This is a genomic window from Vicinamibacterales bacterium (genome assembly GCA_036504215.1).
GTDB lineage: Bacteria > Acidobacteriota > Vicinamibacteria > Vicinamibacterales > Fen-181 > FEN-299.
This window is the reverse complement of sequence record DASXVO010000038.1, coordinates 34,966-51,952: the sequence shown is the minus strand read 5'-3', so window position 1 is coordinate 51,952 and position 16,987 is coordinate 34,966. Positions and strand designations below refer to the sequence as shown.

Annotated in this window: 14 protein-coding genes and 1 tRNA gene; 9 read left to right on the top strand and 6 right to left on the bottom strand. The window is 67.3% G+C overall.

Annotated elements, in window-relative coordinates; genetic code table 11:
- The 7 genes from murD (at position 1) to VGK32_10960 (ending at position 9,983) form a co-directional block, all read left to right on the top strand.
- Positions 1-1,377, top strand: coding sequence for a UDP-N-acetylmuramoyl-L-alanine--D-glutamate ligase (murD, locus tag VGK32_10990; protein HEY3382285.1), 1,377 nt, complete (start codon positions 1-3; stop codon positions 1,375-1,377).
- A 185-nt stretch (positions 1,378-1,562) separates the two neighbouring features.
- Positions 1,563-2,672, top strand: a complete 1,110-nt coding sequence (gene ftsW, locus VGK32_10985) for a putative lipid II flippase FtsW (protein HEY3382284.1) — start codon at positions 1,563-1,565, stop codon at positions 2,670-2,672.
- Positions 2,673-2,835: 163 nt separating this feature from the next.
- Entirely contained in the window at positions 2,836-4,266 is a 1,431-nt protein-coding gene (gene murC, locus VGK32_10980; GenBank protein HEY3382283.1) for a UDP-N-acetylmuramate--L-alanine ligase, read from the top strand.
- A gap of 15 nt (positions 4,267-4,281) precedes the next feature.
- Positions 4,282-5,154: an FtsQ-type POTRA domain-containing protein gene (locus VGK32_10975; GenBank protein HEY3382282.1), complete on the top strand. Its 873-nt coding sequence runs from the start codon at positions 4,282-4,284 to the stop codon at positions 5,152-5,154.
- A 73-nt stretch (positions 5,155-5,227) separates the two neighbouring features.
- Positions 5,228-6,463, top strand: a complete 1,236-nt coding sequence (gene ftsA, locus VGK32_10970; protein HEY3382281.1) for a cell division protein FtsA — start codon at positions 5,228-5,230, stop codon at positions 6,461-6,463.
- Between the two features lie 315 nt (positions 6,464-6,778).
- Positions 6,779-8,083, top strand: a complete 1,305-nt coding sequence (gene ftsZ, locus VGK32_10965; protein ID HEY3382280.1) for a cell division protein FtsZ — start codon at positions 6,779-6,781, stop codon at positions 8,081-8,083.
- A gap of 157 nt (positions 8,084-8,240) precedes the next feature.
- Positions 8,241-9,983 carry a radical SAM protein gene (locus VGK32_10960; GenBank protein ID HEY3382279.1) on the top strand — a complete coding sequence of 581 codons (1,743 nt, stop codon included), beginning with the start codon at positions 8,241-8,243 and terminating at the stop codon, positions 9,981-9,983.
- A gap of 2 nt (positions 9,984-9,985) precedes the next feature.
- Here the strand turns inward: VGK32_10960 and VGK32_10955 are convergent, their stop codons facing one another.
- Positions 9,986-10,288: a hypothetical protein gene (locus VGK32_10955; protein HEY3382278.1), complete on the bottom strand. Its 303-nt coding sequence runs from the start codon at positions 10,286-10,288 to the stop codon at positions 9,986-9,988.
- A 111-nt stretch (positions 10,289-10,399) separates the two neighbouring features.
- Here VGK32_10955 and acpS point away from each other — a divergent pair, with 111 nt between their 5' ends.
- Positions 10,400-10,879, top strand: a complete 480-nt coding sequence (gene acpS / locus VGK32_10950; protein HEY3382277.1) for a holo-ACP synthase — start codon at positions 10,400-10,402, stop codon at positions 10,877-10,879.
- Between the two features lie 110 nt (positions 10,880-10,989).
- The gene (gene pgeF, locus VGK32_10945) at positions 10,990-11,772 is read left to right on the top strand and encodes a peptidoglycan editing factor PgeF (GenBank protein ID HEY3382276.1); all 783 of its coding nucleotides are present in this window, start codon (positions 10,990-10,992) and stop codon (positions 11,770-11,772) included.
- Here pgeF and VGK32_10940 read toward each other — a convergent pair.
- The 5 genes from VGK32_10940 to dnaG all read right to left on the bottom strand — a co-directional run bounded on the left by VGK32_10940 (position 11,759) and on the right by dnaG (position 16,982).
- Positions 11,759-12,202, bottom strand: coding sequence for a ribonuclease HI family protein (locus VGK32_10940; protein ID HEY3382275.1), 444 nt, complete (start codon positions 12,200-12,202; stop codon positions 11,759-11,761). The genes pgeF and VGK32_10940 overlap by 14 nt on opposite strands.
- Positions 12,199-12,936, bottom strand: coding sequence for a C4-type zinc ribbon domain-containing protein (locus VGK32_10935; GenBank protein ID HEY3382274.1), 738 nt, complete (start codon positions 12,934-12,936; stop codon positions 12,199-12,201). The genes VGK32_10940 and VGK32_10935 overlap by 4 nt, the downstream gene beginning before the upstream one ends.
- 168 nt (positions 12,937-13,104) lie before the next feature.
- Positions 13,105-13,180: transfer RNA gene (locus VGK32_10930), tRNA-Ile, on the bottom strand.
- 316 nt (positions 13,181-13,496) lie between these two features.
- Positions 13,497-15,179 carry an RNA polymerase sigma factor RpoD gene (rpoD, locus tag VGK32_10925; GenBank protein ID HEY3382273.1) on the bottom strand — a complete coding sequence of 561 codons (1,683 nt, stop codon included), beginning with the start codon at positions 15,177-15,179 and terminating at the stop codon, positions 13,497-13,499.
- A 33-nt stretch (positions 15,180-15,212) separates the two neighbouring features.
- The gene (dnaG, locus tag VGK32_10920) at positions 15,213-16,982 is read right to left on the bottom strand and encodes a DNA primase (protein HEY3382272.1); all 1,770 of its coding nucleotides are present in this window, start codon (positions 16,980-16,982) and stop codon (positions 15,213-15,215) included.
- Positions 16,983-16,987 lie beyond the last annotated feature (5 nt).

The window sequence follows — 16,987 nt, the reverse complement described above, 5'->3', positions numbered from 1 at the left end:
ATGTCCGAGTTGGAGGTCGCCGGCACGCGCGTGGTCGTCGTCGGGGCCGCCCGCAGCGGCATTGCCGCCGCGGAGTACCTGGTCCGGCACGGTGCGCGCGTCACGCTGGCCGACCTGAACGGCGACCTCCCGGACCAGGCGCGATTGAGGGACTCGGGCCTGACGCTCGCACTCGGCGCGCACACCGCCGCGACGTTCGATGACGCCGACATGGTCGTGCTGAGCCCGGGTGTCCCGTGTCGTCAGCCAGTGTTCGCGGGTGCGCGGCGCCGGGGCGTGCCGGTCATTGGTGAGATCGAACTGGCGAGTCGGCTCCTTCGCGGTCGGATCATCGCGGTCACGGGAACCAAGGGGAAGTCGACGACGACGACGCTCATCGGGCGGATGCTGGCGGCGGGGGGTGTGCCCGGGTCCGTCGCCGGGAACATCGGCGCACCGCTCGCCGCCAAGATCGAGTCGTCCACCGACGACATGGTCCACGTCGTGGAGGTGAGCAGCTTCCAGCTCGAGACGACGGTCGAGTTCCACCCGTGGATCGCCGTGCTGCTGAACCTGTCGGCGGACCACCTCGACCGGCACAAGGATCTTCGGGAGTACTCCGCGGCGAAGGCTCGGGTGTTCGCCAACCAGGGCCAGCAGGACTGGGCGGTGATCAACGCCGACGATCGCCCGGCGCTGTCGCTCGCGAAACGTCGCGCCAAGGCGCCGGCGCGGTTCTTCGCGGTCGAGAGGAGGATCGAACAGGGGACCGTGGTGAACGACGGATGGATCGTCGATCGGCACCCCGGACGAGACGACGTTCCGATCCTGCCGGTCAGCGACGTGAAGCTGATCGGCCGTCACCTGTTGACCGACGTGGTGGCAGCGGTGACGACGGCCCGGCTCGCAGGCGTGCCGCCGGCAGCCATTCGAGAGGCCGTCGCGGGGTTCACGGGGCTCGAGCACGCGCTCGAACCCGTGATGACCGTGGCCGGCATCCGGTTCGTCAACGACTCGAAGGCCACGAATGTCGATGCGGCGCGACGCGGGATCGAGAGCTTCGGGCAGCGGCTCGTGCCGATCATCGGCGGGAAGTTCAAGGGCGGAGACCTTCGCGACCTGCGGCCTGCACTGAAGGGCCGTTCGACGGCGGTGATTGCCATCGGCGAGGCGCGCCCGATCATCCGCGAGGCACTCGGCGACATGGTCGCGGTCGTGGATGTGGCATCGATGGCCGAGGCCGTCCGGGCGGCGTTTGCCGCCTCGCTGCCGGGTGGAACGGTGCTCCTTGCGCCGGCGTGCGCGAGCTTCGACATGTTCCACGACTACGCGGAACGCGGCAGGGTATTCAAGCGCGAGGTGGCCCGACTCGCCGAGGAGTTGGGACGGGAACCGTGAGCGGTGAGCAGTCGTCAGTCGGTCCGCGCGATTGAGAGCCGTCCGCTGGGAACGCAGGCTGCCCCGGTCTGCGAGGCCGGTGTCTCGATCCCGGCTGACTGATGACTGCTCGCCGCTCAGGGTCTCCCGGGCGGTGCACAGAGTGTTTCGGGTCGAAGGCCAATCGGGTTTAGGGACGAAGCAGGATGGCACGCAAGCTCAAGTCCGACAGACTCCTGTTCACCGCGACGCTGCTGCTCCTCGTGATCAGCATCGCCTGGGTGTACAGCGCGTCTGTCGTACAGGCCGAGCAGAGATTCGGCGATCCTGGCCGGTTCCTGGTCAGGCAACTCCTGTGGGTCGCCCTCGGCCTGGCTTTCATGCTGTCCGCGATGAGACTGGACTATCACTGGTATCGGAACCAGCGGCTGCTGTGGGGCCTGTTCGGCGCCACCGTCGTCGCCCTCGTGGCCGTGTTCCTGAGCCCTCCGGTCAACCACGCGCATCGCTGGTTGAACCTGTACGGACTCGGCATCCAACCGTCTGAGCTGGCCAAGCTGGTGACGATCCTGTTCGTCGCGATGGCGGTGGACCGCCGCGTGGAGCAGCAGGATGCGCTCCCGCCGGGCCTGGTGAAGGTCGGTCTGGTGCTCGCGGTGTTCGGAGCCCTCATCTGGCGCGAGCCGGACGCGGGCAGCGCGACCGCGCTGTGCGCAATCGCGTGTGCGATGTTGTTCGTCGCCGGCATCGCCTACAAGTGGGTCCTCGCGGCCGGCGGCACGGCGCTGCCGGTGATGGGTCTGCTGTTGTGGGCCGCGCCGTACCGGCGCGCCAGGATCTTCGCGTTCCTCGATCCGTCGGCCGATCCGCAGGGCATCGGGTTCCAGATCCGTCAATCGCTGCTCGCGGTCGGCGGCGGCGGCGTCTGGGGCAAGGGTTTCATGCAGGGCGTGCAGAAGATGTTCTACCTGCCCGAGGCGCAAAGCGACTTCATCTACGCCGTCATCGCGGAAGAGAGGGGACTCATCGGCGCCACGGTGGTGCTGATCTGCTTCGCCGTGATCATCTGGCGCGGCCTGGTTGTCGCGAGGCAGGCACCGGACGCATTCGGAAGCCTGGTCGCCCTCGGGATCACGATGATGATCGGCCTGCAGGCGCTCGTGAACATCAGCGTCGTGATCGGGCTGATGCCCGCCAAGGGCATTCCGCTCCCGTTCGTGAGCGCCGGCGGGTCGTCCATGGCGATCAGTCTCGTGGCGATGGGAATCCTGCTGAACATCTCGCAGCAGGCGTCGGCGATCTACGAGGGCGGGTAGACCCGGCGTTCGATCGACGTGCGCGACACCACCGAGCCACTGGGGCGGACCCGTTTCACCATCCGCCGACACGGCTCGAGCAGAAGACGGTTGGGCGCTGCAACCGGCCGCGATGAGTCGCCGCCGGCTGGCGCCGGCGAACGGTGCGGTGGCAAGGAGTAACGTGCTCGGACGAACCCGGAGAGTGCACTTCGTCGGCGTTGGTGGCAGCGGCATGAGCGGTATCGCCGAACTGCTCGCCAACCTGGGCTACGCCGTGAGTGGGTCCGACACGAGACTCTCCCCGGTCACCGTCCATCTGGCGTCGCGTGGGGTCGAGGTGTTCGAGGGCCACGAGGCGCAGCACGTCGGCCATGCCGACGTCGTCGTCTATTCGTCGGCGATCCGACCAACGAACCCCGAGATCGTCGAAGCGACGCGCCGTCGAATCCCCGTGATCCCGCGCGCCGAGATGCTGGCCGAGCTGATGCGTTTGCGGTACGGGATCGCGGTGGCCGGCGCCCACGGCAAGACGACGACGACGTCGATGATCGCGCTCGTGCTCGAGCGCGGGGGCCTCGACCCGACGGCGGTCATCGGGGGCCGCCTGAGCGCGTTCGGCAGCAGCGCACGTCTGGGTCGGGGCGAGTACATGGTCGTGGAGGCCGACGAGAGCGATCGGTCGTTCCTGAAGCTGACGCCGACCATCGCGGTCATCACGAACATCGACCACGAGCACCTGGAGAGCTACCGCGATTTCGAGGACCTGCAACAGGCATTCGTCACCTTCGCGAACAAGGTGCCGTTCTACGGCACGATCTTCGCCTGCGCGGACGATGGCCATCTGCGGCAGTTGCTGACGGCGATGTCGCGAAGCGTGATCACGTACGGCTTGGATGCGGCCGATGCGCAGTATCGCGGGACCGGCGTGTCCGGCGCGGGCTTCGACTGGCGGTGCACCGTCGTACGGACCCGTGCACCCGGCCACGCCAGAGCCCCGGAGGCCGCCGTGCTCGGCGAACTCGTGCTCCACGTGCCAGGCCGGCACAACCTGCAGAACGCGCTGGCGGCCGTCGCGGTCGGCGTGGAGCTCGGGGTGCCGTTCGACCGCATTGCGAGCGCCCTCGACGAGTTCCGCGGCGCCGAGCGTCGGTTCGAGGATCACGGTGAAGCGGATGGCGTCCGGGTCATCGAGGACTACGGTCACCATCCGACCGAGATGGCGGCGGTGATAGCGGCGGCGCGTGCGGCGCTCGATCGACGGCTGGTCGTCGTCTTCCAGCCCCATCGATTCAGCCGGACGAAGCGGCTGCTCGATCGATTCGGGCCGGCCCTCTCCGGCGCCGACGAAATCGTCCTCACGGACATCTACGCAGCCGGTGAAGATCCACTCCCGGGCGTGACCGTCGAGGCGCTGGCTGAGGAGATCCGGCGGCGCGTGACCGTGCCGCTGCATCTGGTGAAGGACGTCCGGGACGTGCCGGCTCGCGTTGCCGAGATCGCGCGACCGGGCGACGTGGTCATCACGCTCGGGGCAGGCTCGATCGGCGCGGCGTCGGACGGCATCATCGCCGCGTTGCGGTTACGAGAACGGCCCGGAACGCACCCGGAGTAAGACGGAGTCGACAACGTGCCAGTCACTGCTCCAGCCGATCGTCGTTTCCTGCGTGCGCAGGTGAAGCCCGGGCGTCGTCGCACCTCCTGGCGGCGCTGGCTGCGCCTCGTCAAGATCGTAGTGCTGCTCGTGATGGTCGGCTGTTCCTGCTGGTTCACGACGGCCGGGCTGCTCGGGGCGCCCGTGCTGCAGGTCAGCCGAATCGCCGTGTCGGGTCATCAGCAACTGTCGAAGGGGGAGGTGCTCGCGCTCGTCGCCGGCATTCGCGGGCGCAACATCCTGAGCCTGCGCCTGGAGGAATGGAGAGCCAGGGTGCTCGCGTGTCCATGGGTGGAGAGCGTCACGCTCCGCCGTTCGCTGCCGTCGACGATCGAGGTCGTCGTGGTCGAGCGACACCCCCTGGCGATCGGGCGCATCGACGACGAGCTGTTCCTGGTGGACGACCATGGCCGGGTGATCGACGAATACGGCCCGCGGTACGCCGAGCTCGATCTGCCGATCGTCGATGGCCTGAGGCTGGAGACTTCCGCGGACGCGACACTGAACGAACGGCGGGCGGCGCTGGCCGAGCGGGTGCTGGGCGCGGTCCGCCGCCAGCCGGAGCTGGCGCGACGGATCTCGCAGCTCGACGTCTCGGACCCGCACAATGCGGTGGTGATCGTGGACCAGGACACGGCGCGCGTCAGACTGGGCGACGACCGGTTCCTCGAACGGCTGCAATCGTATCTGGACCTCGCACCAGCGTTGCGCGACCAGGTGCCGGCCATCGATTACGTCGATCTGAGATTCGGGGAGCGGGTGTACGTCGGGGCGCAGGCCAGCACGGTGCCGATCGCGGCACCGGTCACCGGTCGAAGGACGGGCGCGTCGCCGGCATCGAACCACTGACGGCGCGCATCGCGGACGAGCGCGCGCCGGCGGGTGCAGACCACGAGGGCGGTAGGGCAGGAGCGGAGGGGGCGTGGGACGTAGAGAGCGCTATCTCGTCGGACTCGATATCGGCACGTCGAAGACGACTGCCATCGTCGGGGAACCTGGCGAGAACAACAGCCTCAACATCGTCGGCATGGGTGTGGCCGAGTCGCACGGGATCCGTCGCGGCCTCGTCGTCAACCTCGTCGCCGCGGTGGATTCGATCAAGAGAGCCGTCGTCGAGGCGGAGCTGACGGCGGGCATCGAGATCGACAACGTGCACCTGGCCCTGTGCGGACCGCACGTCAAGGGATTCAACAGTCGGGGCGTCGTCGCAGTTGCGGGCAAGAACCGGGAGATCACGCACGAGGACGTGGGCCGCGCCATCGACGCCGCCAAGGCGGTCTCCCTTCCCACCGGCCGACAGATCCTGCATGTGCTGCCGCAGGACTTCGTCGTGGACGACCAGGATGGCATCCGCGACCCGATTGGGATGACGGGGGCGCGGCTGGAAGTCAACGTCCACGTCGTGACGGGAAGCGTGACGGCGACGCAGAACATCGTCGCCTGCGTCAACCGTGCGGGCGTCCACGTCAAGGGCACGGCGCTCGGTCAACTGGCGGCGAGCGATGCGGTGTTGACCGAGGACGAGAAGGAACTCGGCGTGGCGCTGCTCGACATCGGCGGGGGCACGACCGACCTGGCGATCTTCGAGCGTGGGAGCCTGTGGCACACCGCGGTCGTTCCGGTCGGCGGTGATCACTTCACCAACGACATCGCGGTCGGCCTGCGCATGCCAATCCCCGAGGCGGAGAAGCTGAAGCAGCGGAGCGGCTGTGCCCTGTCGGCGATGGTCGAGGACGAGGAGACCATCGAGGTGGCCAGCGTCGGCGGGCGGCGGCCCCGCGTGATGGGCCGCAGGATTCTGACCGAAGTCCTGCAGCCGCGGGCCGAGGAGATCTTCCACCTGGTGTGGGACGAGATCAGGCATGCGGGGTACGAGAAGGCCCTGAACTCGGGCATCGTGCTGACCGGAGGGGGCGCGATTCTCAACGGACTGCCGGAAATTGCCGAACAGATCTTCGATCTCCCGATCCGGCGAGGCTGCCCGGCCGACATCGGGGGTGGCCTTGCGGATCACGTCAACAGCCCGGCGTTTGCCACCGCCGTCGGGCTGGCGCAGCGCGCACACGCGCAGTGGCTGCGCGAGACGCCAAGCACGGGCGGTGGACCGTTTTCGCGCGCAGCCGGCAAGCTCGGACGGCTGCTTCGGGAGTTTCTCTGATGGACGTGAGGCATGAGGGTTCGTCACACGCAGGCCGGGTCGAAGGACGTCCCAGGAAGGCGTCACCAGTTGGGACAACGGCGCCGCGCGCGGCACCGGCGCCACTCGTGACGCTGGTGCCGACGGCCCACGGACCGATGAACCGCACCACGCTGTTCGCTCGGCTGGCGCTGTTGCGGCCACAGGTATCCGTGGCGGCGCCGGAACGAGAGCCGCGGCCGTGAACGACAGGACATGGCGTCGGCCGGTGGTCGGCACGCCCGATGAGACATCGACACGTTGACAGACCGATGGTTGCGTGACCTGGAGGCCCGAATGGCGAACCCGCAGCAGCAGCAATCCGACACCGGCATCGATTCTACGACAGAGTCGATGCGCATACGGCTTGGTGACGACCCTCGCCGGCTCGGTGCGCGGATCAAGGTGATTGGCGTGGGCGGTGGCGGCGGCAACGCCGTCAATCGGATGGTGCGCGCCGGTTTCCCCGGCGTCGAATTCATCGTCGCCAACACCGATGTGCAGGCGCTGCAGCAGAGCGTGGCTCCAGTCAAGGTGCAGTTGGGCGAGAAACTGACCAAGGGCCTCGGAGCGGGCGCAGACCCCGACATCGGCCGGGCAGCGGCCCTCGAGGACACCGAGCGGTTGCTCGAAGTGCTCGACAATGCCGACATGGTGTTCGTGACGGCCGGCATGGGCGGCGGCACCGGCACGGGCGCTGCGCCCGTCGTCGCCAGCCTGGCCAGCGAAATAGGCGCACTCACGATCGCCGTCGTGACCAAGCCGTTCACCTTCGAGGGCGGCCGGCGCAACCGCCAGGCCGATCAGGGGCTCGCCGAACTGCGCGAGACGGTGGACAGCGTGATCACCATCCCCAACGAGCGACTGCTCACGGTGGATCGCGGCCTGACGCTGTTGCGCGCCTTCGAGGCGGCGGACGACGTGCTGCGACAGGCCATCCAGGGCATCTCGGATCTCATCCTCGTGCCTGGCCTCATCAACCTCGACTTCGCCGACGTCAAGACGATCATGAGCGGGATGGGCGTGGCCGTGATGGGCACGGGAACCGCCGAGGGCCCGGACCGCGCCATCGAAGCGGCGCGGAAAGCGATTTCGAGCCCGCTGCTCGAAGACGCGTCGGTGGACGGCGCCCGCGGTGTGATCATCAACATCACCGGCGGCAGTGACCTCGGGATCGGCGAGGTGAACGACGCATCGCAGATCATCTTCAAGGCCGCCCACGAGGAAGCGAACATCATCTTCGGCGCGGTCGTCGACCCGAGCCTCGAGAACCGCGTGAAGATCACGGTGATCGCCACCGGCTTCACCGAGGGTCGCCCCGGCCGTTCGCGGTCCTCCGCGAAGACGCCGGTGGACATGGAGAACCATCGCCACGACTACGACGGCTGGTACGAGGAACACCACCAGGGGGCGTCGGCTGCCGAGGTTGGGTCGACCGCACCGTCGATTCCGGTGCGGCGGCGGGCAGTGATCTCGGTGCCGCAGCAGGGACGGGCCGTCGTGAACGGCACGCCGGCCGAACCGCCGACGGGTCAGGCTGCCGATGACGACGACACGTCCCCTCTGGACGTGCCGGCGTTCCTGCGGCGTCAGCAGGGGTGAGGGTCGTCGGCCTCACCCGGGCCCCCCGGCTCGTCCGCGCTCGCGTGATAGACTAGGAATATCCACGGCACACGCGACCGACGGCGCCGAAGACGAAGCTTCCGTTCGACCTGACGCGCCCCTTCGGGCACGCAGGCCGTCCCGCCGGCATCACAGCATGAGTTCCTGGCAGCAGCGAGAACAGGCCCGGGAGACCCTCTCTCGAGAGGTTGGCACCATTCGCAAGCCGCACGGCAACCGCCTGCGCATCGCATTGGCCTTCCCCAATACCTACTTCGTCGGGATGTCGAACCTCGGCTTCCAGACGGCCTACCGGCTGTTCAACGACTGCGACGGCGTGGTGTGCGAACGCGTGTTCCTGCCGCCCAAGCAGGAACTCCAGGAGCGTCTTCGGGCCGGCGATCGCCTGCGCACGCTGGAATCGCAGACGCCCGTCGCAGACATGGACGTACTCGCCTTCTCGGTCTCGTTCGAGTGGGACTACACGAACGTGGTCACAATGCTGCGGCTGGCCGGGCTGCCCATCCGCGCCGAGTCGCGGCACGAGCGACACCCTCTCATCGTGCTCGGCGGTGCGATCAGCTTTCTCAACCCCGAGCCGCTCGCCCTGTTCGTCGACGTCGTCGCCGCTGGCGAAGGCGAAGTCCTGATCCCCGAGCTCGTGCAATCCGTGACTGCCGGCGGCGGCAGGGCCGCGGTATTGCACAGGCTGTCCGGCCGTCCGGGAATGTACGTACCCTCGTTCGTCCAGGTGAATTACGACGGAGACCGCGTGAGCGGCTTCGTGGCAGCCAACGGCACGACGCCGGTGCGTCTGCCGATTCACAAGGCCGCGCTGCGGGCCGCCGACATGGCCGAGCCACCCGCCACCGTTGTCTTCACGCCAAACACCGAGTTTGGGTCACGGCTCCTCGTCGAGGTGGTTCGCGGGTGCGCGAACCTGTGCCGCTTCTGCTGGGCCGGCTACAACTACCTGCCCGTCCGGGCGTTCGATGCCGACCGGATCCTGCGTATCGCCGAGGAGGCAAGGCCTCACGCCACGCGGGCGGGCCTCGTGTCGATCGCCCTCTGCGATCACCCGGAGATCAACCGGATCCTCGCGCGCCTGCACGAGCTGGGGTACGGCATCAGCCCGGCATCACTGCGTCTCGACGACCTGACCGAGCCCATCGTCCGCCTGCTGCGGGCGAGCGGCGAGCGGAGCATCACCATCGCGCCGGAAACGGGCTCGGACCGGCTCAGGCGCGTCATCAACAAGACCGTGACCAACGCGCAGATCCTCGACCGCGCCGACCTGGTGTTCGCCTCAGGCATCGAGAACCTGAAGCTGTATTACATGATCGGCCTGCCCACGGAGACAGACGACGACCTGGTGGCGATCCGAGATCTGACGATCGGCATTCGTGAGCGCATGCTGGCCCACGCACGCCCCCGCGGCACCATCGGACGCATCGTCGCGAGCGTGAACCCGCTGGTGCCGAAGCCTGGCACGGCGTACCAGTGGATGCCGATGGAACTTCCCGTGGCGACCGAGCGGAAGATGCGTCGCCTCCGTCAACTGGTGGCCGGCCTCGACAACGTCTACTTCAACATCAAGTCGGAGCGGCACTCGTACTACCAGGCCCTGCTGTCGCTCGGCGATCGCCGGATCGCACCCGTCATCGAGGCCGCGGAGCAGAACGGCGGACAATGGCGAGCCGCCGCCTCGGCAGCCGGCGTCGACCCCGAGGGCTACGTCTACCGCGATCGCAGCCACGACTCCGTCCTGCCCTGGGACGTGATCGACGGGGGCATGAAGTCCACCTTCCTCCGCGCGGAGTTCGACCGCGGCCTCCGTGAAGAGTGGACCCTCTCCTCGGCACGACCCAACCCCGACGCTTCCGACAGCGTGCTCCCGTGACGCTACTGCGCCACCGCGAGCTGCTCTTCGTGCTCGGCGTACGCCTCGAGAATCAGGTCGCGCAGCCGATCCTGTGAGGTGCCGTCCACCACGGGCCGGAGGAGCGCAAAACTGCGCCGTTCGCCATTCACCGAGTACTGGCGCGCGGGAAAGGTCACGTTGCGCCCGCCGCCGGTCCGGCGCTCCCAGATCCCGAAGCCAATCAGCTTGAGGCCGTCGAGTGGGCCGTCGCTGAAGTGCAGTTCTGCGTCGGCCAGCTTGCCCGGCGGGTTGCCCTTGTCGTTGCGGCTGATCTTGATCACCATGTGCAGCCTCCTCCGTTCAGAAGCCACAGCAAGCCGGATTCCGCGGCGGCCGACCACGTGCGTGGCCGCAACTCTCTCCCCGAACGCCGCTTGCAATCACCAGCCTCGGCGATGGCACCGACAGGCCACGCGCGGCCATGGCGGACGACAACCACGGTTACCGCGCCGGCTGGCGGCCTGGTGGACCTGGCCCGAGACGTGTACGATCAGGTGATGGACATCATCGGCATCGGACTCGACGCCACGGAGATTCCCCGTGTGGCGGCTACGATGGCTCGGTATGGCGACAGGTTCCTGCGGCGTGTGTTCACGGAGGCCGAGGTTGCCTACTGCCAGGCCCACCGGCACGCAGCCCAGCATTTCGCCGCGCGGTTTGCCGTGAAGGAAGCCGCGATGAAGGCACTCGGCACCGGCCACTCGCTCGGTGTGCTGTGGCGCGACGTCGAGGTGGTGCGCCACGGGGGGCCGCCCCAACTGCAGTTGCACGGTGCTGCCAACCGGCGTTTCGCGACGCTCGGCGGGCGTTCGTCGGTCGTCACGATCACGCACACCGACACGCTGGCGATGGCGCAGGTGATACTGCTGAGATAGCGGCTACGTGCTGGGTGCGCGGCAGAGTGCTGGGTGCCAAGTGAGGAGAGCCAGCTGAGGACATCGATGCCGAGGGGCGCGACTCGCAAGCTGCATGCATGGGGATGGGGATGATTCTCTCTGACGGGTTCCACTGGACGACGGAGACCTGGGGACGGGCGTTGCGGTCGCGAGCGCTCGGAGAGGTTGCGGACCATTTCTTCACGACCTCCGCGCTCCGCCTTCGGGGCGAGCGGACGGAGGACGACGACTGGGCGCGCGTGGCGTCCACGATTGGCGTGTCGGCCGAGCGCTTGGTGCGTCTCGACCAGGTCCACGGCTGCGACGTGCAGGTTGTCCGGCGCGGCGAGGTCGCGCCCGGCTCGACCACCGGCTGGCGCCGCGCGGACATCATCATCTCCGACGACCCCGATGTTGCCGTGGCCGTGCAGGCGGCTGACTGCGTTCCGATCCTGATGGCCGATCCTCGGACCGGCGCCGTGGCGGCCGTGCACGCCGGCTGGCGGGGAACGCTGGCGTCCGCCGGGCCGTCGGCGGTCCGGGCGCTCGGCCGGGAATTCGGCGTGCGCGCGTCCGACCTGGTCGTCGCTCTCGGTCCCAGCATCGGCGCCTGCTGCTACGTGGTTGGTGACGAAGTCCGCCGGGCGTTCGAGGATGGCGGGTTCGGCGGCTCGGTCGCCTGCTGGTTCTCGCGCGGAGACGAGGGCCGTCTCCGGCTCGACCTCTGGACAGCGAACTGCGATCTGTTGAGAGCCGCAGGCATCCGGGGCGAGGCGATTCACGCGTCGCGGCTGTGCACGTCGAGCCATCCCGAGTTGTTCGCGTCGTACCGGCGCGACGGCAAGGACACGGGCCGGATCGCCGCGGTCATCCGGGCGTCTAATCCCAGCTGAACGATCCCTGCGGCCGGTGTGGCGTCTTCTCGCCCGCCGCATCATCCATCGCCTTGTTGGCCAGGCGGTCGGCATCGACGTTGAATTCGCGGCGGACGTGCTCGAACGTCACTCGCTCCATCGACGCCGCCAGGTGTTGCGCCTGACGATGGAGCGGCTGGAGGCCGGCGTTCTTGACCCGGTACACGCCCTTCATCTGCTTGACGAGCAGCTCCGAATCGGATCGCACGGTCAGTCGCCGGACGCCGTGGTCCACGGCCCATTGCAGTGCCACCAGCAGTCCCCGGTATTCCGCCACGTTGTTCGTCACGGTCCCGAGCGCCCCGCACATCTCCTCGATCATCTGGCCGCCGGAATCCTCGATGCGAACACCGTAGCCCGCGGGGCCCGGGTTGCCGCGCGAACCCCCGTCGATGTACGCCACCGTCACTGAGTGACTCCCGAGTCCGTGGCGTCTGCCGCCGGCACGTAGTAGAGGATCCGCTGGCAACTCGCGCACTGGTAGATCGTGTCGTTGCGGTGGAGCTCGTTGTACATCTGCGGACGCACCCGGACGTGACAGGCGCTGCAGAATCCGTCCTTCGCGGCGACGACGGCGACGCTCTTGCGGCCGCGGTAGACGGTTTCGTAGGTCGAGAGCGCAGCGGGAGCGAGCCCGGAGACGATGTCGGCGCGCGCTGCTACCGCCCGCTCGAGGTCGACCTCGAGCTTGGCCGTTTCCACTTCCAGCCGTCGGCGCTCGTCGGCAATCAGTCCCGTGTCCGACGCCAGCTTCGCCTCGGCGGCCTTGACGCCAGCCGTCAGGTCGTCCGCCGCGAGCATGTGCTCGAGGATACGGTCCTCGAGTTGCCGCACCTCGTGCTGCGCGGCCTCGATTTCCTTCTGCATCGCCTGGTATTCGCGGTTGGTCTTGACCTCCATCAACTGGTCTTTGTACTTGCCGAGACGCGTCTGGACCATCGACAGGTCCTTCTCGACCACTCGCCGCCCAGCCTTGTCGTCGTCCACGCGCTTGCGGGCTTCCTCGAGCGCCCGCGTGGCATCGGCCAGCCGGGTGTCGAGTGCGATGACGAGGCTGGGATGATTGGCAATCCGCCGCCGGGCGTTTTCAATGAAGGTGTCCGTCTGCTGCAGGCGAATCAATCGTTCGAGGTCAGCGTGCATGGAGTCTTTACGGAAGGCCGGTCACACCGGCGGGTTGACGATGAACTGCGGGCGAGGGGGCAAAAAAAAGGCCCCGAGGACCGGGGCCTGCATGGTCGAGCGCGCGCGTCGCTCCGCGCGTCGCGACGTGTTCCAGCCGGTCGTTCCAATCGAGGACTGTTCATGTGTTGGTGGGCCCACCAGGATTCGAACCTGGGACAGGCCGGTTATGAGCCGGCGGCTCTGACCGCTGAGCTATGGGCCCGGAGAAGTCGGAACTGACGCGGTTAGTCGGACCTGACGCCTTCGATCGGAGCCAGTTCAATCCGTCGAAGCGGACGCCCTCGGTCCCGGACCCTGAATAGTCTAACTCCATGCGAGGCTCCGACCAAAACGAAAGGCCGGGGCCCGCTGCCCAGCCGACCAGCCCGCACTCGCGAGAGGTCCTTCACCGTACGAGAGAAAGGGCGCCGGAATCGGTCCTCGGCGCCCCCTCCGACCACTTGTCGTCAGCTCCGACTGAGCGCGTCCTTTCCGACTGGCCGCGTCAGCTCCGACTGGCCCGCGTCGGTTCCGACTTCCTACGTCCGTCCCTCCAGGAACGCCCGCAGCTTGCGGCTCCGCGACGGGTGCCGCAGCTTGCGCAGGGCCTTGGCTTCGATCTGGCGGATGCGCTCGCGGGTGACCGCGAAGTTCTGCCCGACTTCTTCCAGCGTGTGCTCGCTGCCGTCGCCCACGCCGAACCGCATCTTGATGACCTTTTCCTCGCGCGGCGTCAGCGTCTTGAGCACCGCTTCGGTCTGCTCGCGCAGGTTCAGGTTGATCACCGCGTCGGCCGGCGAGACCACGCCGCGGTCCTCGATGAAGTCGCCAAGGTGGCTGTCTTCCTCCTCCCCGATGGGCGTCTCGAGCGAGATCGGCTCCTGCGCGATCTTGAGCACCTTGCGGACCTTCGACACCGGGATGTCCATCCGCTTGGCGATTTCCTCGGAGGTCGGCTCGCGCCCAAGCTCCTGCACGAGCGAGCGCGACGTGCGAATCAGCTTGTTGATCGTCTCGATCATGTGGACCGGGATGCGGATCGTTCGCGCCTGGTCCGCGATGGCGCGGGTGATGGCCTGGCGGATCCACCACGTGGCGTACGTCGAGAACTTGTAGCCGCGCCGGTACTCGAACTTGTCGACGGCCTTCATGAGGCCGATGTTGCCCTCCTGGATCAGATCCAGGAACTGCAGTCCCCGGTTCGTGTATTTCTTGGCGATGGAGACGACGAGCCTGAGGTTGGCTTCGACGAGCTCCTTCTTCGCCTGCTCGGCCTGCGCCTCGCCGCGGCGGATCGTGTCGAGCGTGCGCCGCAGCTGATCCGGCGTTTCCTCGAGCTCATCGGCCTGCCGCTTGATCTCTGTCTTGATTTCCTTCTGCTTCTGCGCGGCAATCTTGCGGTCGTCTTCCTTGAGCCGTGCCCGCTTGTTCTTCGGATTCAGCTGCCGCTCGAGGCTGTCCACCTCGCGCTGCATTCGCTGCACGCGCTCGACCGACTCCTTGATGTCCTCGATCAACCGACGCTTCACCTGCTCGGTGAACTCGATCGCGCGGATCAGCTGCGACACCGCCACCCGCGCGCGGAAGGTTTTCCACCGCGCCCGGCGGTACTTCTTCTTGTCCTTCTTCGGCGTCGCCTCGAGCTTTTCAAGGCACCTCTCGTAGCCCTGGCGCGCCTTCTTGACCGCCTCGATCTGGCGCGAGACCTCGCGCGTCCGCTCGTCGATGCGCTCGTCGGTGATCTCCTCGTCGTTGAAGATGACGAGCTCGCGAATCGTGCGCTCGCCAACCCTGAGCCGGTCGCCCATCTCGATGACCTTCCGCGCGACGGTCGGCGTGCGGGAGATCGACTTGATAACGGCCAGCTTGCCGCGTTCGATGCGCTTGGCGATCTCGACTTCGCCCTCGCGCGTGAGCAACGGCACGGTCCCCATCTCGCGGAGGTACATGCGCACGGGGTCGTTCGTCTTGTCGAGCGCGCCGGGCGTCAGATCGAGCTCGAGTTCGTCGCCCGCCTCCTGCTTGTCCTCCCGGTATTTCTGCTCGGAGTCGACGACCTCGATGCCGGCCGTGCCGAACGTGTTGAACAGGTCGTCCAGCTCGTCCGGCGACGTGATGTCCGACCTCAACAGGTCGTTCACCTCGTCGTAGAGCAGGTAGCCTTTCTCCTTGCCGATGGAAATCAGCTGCCGAACCTCGTCGTATTTATCCTCGATCGACAAGGGCTGTCCTCCTCGAAAACATGAATGTCATCGCTATGCCGACAGTTTCTCAATGCGGAGCCGGTTGATTTCCCGGCTCAACTCCACTTTCCGCTGTCCCAGGTGCTCCAGGCCCCCGGGGTCTTCTCCGCTCGACTGCAACCGCTCGATTTCCCGCTGGAGCTCAGCGCGCTCGCGCTCGTAGCGGAGCAGCCGAAGCTCGGCGGCCGACTCCGCCACTGGCACCGGGCGCTCGGACTCGGCCGCGACGGCCGTGACCAACCGGGCTTCCTCTGTATTTAGACGCGCGAGCAGCGCCGACGGTACGTCCTCCACCCCGTTCTGATGCAGATCGAGCGCCATTTGCAGGATATTGCGAGTCAACAGGGTGTCGAAATCTCCGGCATCCAGCCCGTCGAGCGCTTCCCGTGCGGCCTCGGGCTCGTGGAACAGGCCCCAAATCATCCCCCGTTCGGCCTCCCGAATCTGGCCGAAGCTCGGCAATTCCTTCGGGGTGAGCGTCGTCCTCCGATCAACGGCTGCTCTACGTATTTCGGCTCGAACGACATCTTCTGTAATCCTGGCCTTGTGCGCGAGGCGATCGGCGAACTGGTCACGACCCGCCGCATCCGGAATCTGGGCCGCCACGGGCAGCATCCGATTCAGGAACTCACGCCTGACGTCGTCGCTGCCGAAGTCACGCCCCTCGGCCGCGCGATCGATCAGGTACTCGAGATACGGCCGAGAGGTCCTGATCCGTTCCATGTACGGGGCGGCCCCCTGCTTCCTGATGAACCCGTCCGGGTCGTCTCCCGGCGGCAGCAGGGCGACGTTCACGAGAAAACCTTCCTGCACGAGCAGTTGCGACGATCGTTCCGCCGCGCCCTGACCGGCCGCGTCGGGGTCGTAGCTGAGGACCACCTTCGACGCGAACCGGCGGAGCAGGTGTGCCTGCTGGTTCGTCAAGGCCGTTCCGCACGACGCAACCACCGGCAGGACGCCAGCCTGCCATGCCTGTGCGAAATCGAAGTAACCCTCCACGAGCACCGCGTAGCCCACGCGCCGGATGTCACCCTTGGTGACGTTCAGACCGTAGAGCGTCCGCCCCTTGGAGTAGATGGGCGTTTCCGGCGAATTCAGGTACTTTGGCTGCTGATCGGGTTCCATCGCCCGGCCGCCAAACGCGGCGACCGATCCGCTGTCGCGACAGATGGGAATCATCAGCCGTCCACGGAACCGATCGACCGCCTGACCGTCATCGCGCTGCACGACCAAGCCGCTCTTGACGAGGAGCGGCAGGTCGAATCCCTGCTTCTGCAACCATCCCTTGATCGCGTCACGCGACGAGACCGCGTAGCCCAGGCCCAGCTTCTCGATCGTCTCGCGTGCGATGCCACGGGCCGCCAATTGCTGGCGGCCACGTGCCCCGGCGGGCGAGGCGAGTTGCTCACAGAACCTCGCGGCCGCCAGTTCGTGGATCTTCAGCAGCGTTTCGCGCTCGACGCCGTCGGTGTCGTCCGTACCGGTCGCCTCGGGTACCGTCATCCCGAACTTGCGCGCGATGATCCGGATCGCGTCCTGGAACCCGACCTTCTCCTGCAGCTCCACGAACTTGAAGACGTCGCCTCCGGTCTGGCACCCGAAACAGTAGAAGAACCCCTTGTCCGGGTTGACGTGGAACGACGGCGTCTTCTCTCCATGGAACGGGCACAGCCCCTTCCACGTCGATCCCGCCTTCTTCAGCGGGACGTAGTCCTGCACGACCTGGACGATATCCGCCCGAGCCCGCAGGTCGTCGACGAAGGAGTGGGGGACCAACGACATTTCTG

What these genes read in the sequence shown, in the direction of transcription:
- ftsW (HEY3382284.1), top strand. Translation starts at nt 1,563, where the DNA reads ATGGCACGCAAGCTCAAGTCCGACAGACTCCTGTTCACCGCGACGCTG.
- VGK32_10935 (HEY3382274.1), bottom strand. Translation starts at nt 12,936, where the DNA reads ATGCACGCTGACCTCGAACGATTGATTCGCCTGCAGCAGACGGACACC.
- pgeF (HEY3382276.1), top strand. Translation starts at nt 10,990, where the DNA reads ATGATTCTCTCTGACGGGTTCCACTGGACGACGGAGACCTGGGGACGG.
- murD (HEY3382285.1), top strand. Translation starts at nt 1, where the DNA reads ATGTCCGAGTTGGAGGTCGCCGGCACGCGCGTGGTCGTCGTCGGGGCC.
- VGK32_10955 (HEY3382278.1), bottom strand. Translation starts at nt 10,288, where the DNA reads ATGGTGATCAAGATCAGCCGCAACGACAAGGGCAACCCGCCGGGCAAG.
- dnaG (HEY3382272.1), bottom strand. Translation starts at nt 16,982, where the DNA reads ATGTCGTTGGTCCCCCACTCCTTCGTCGACGACCTGCGGGCTCGGGCG.
- VGK32_10960 (HEY3382279.1), top strand. Translation starts at nt 8,241, where the DNA reads ATGAGTTCCTGGCAGCAGCGAGAACAGGCCCGGGAGACCCTCTCTCGA.
- acpS (HEY3382277.1), top strand. Translation starts at nt 10,400, where the DNA reads ATGGCACCGACAGGCCACGCGCGGCCATGGCGGACGACAACCACGGTT.
- ftsZ (HEY3382280.1), top strand. Translation starts at nt 6,779, where the DNA reads ATGGCGAACCCGCAGCAGCAGCAATCCGACACCGGCATCGATTCTACG.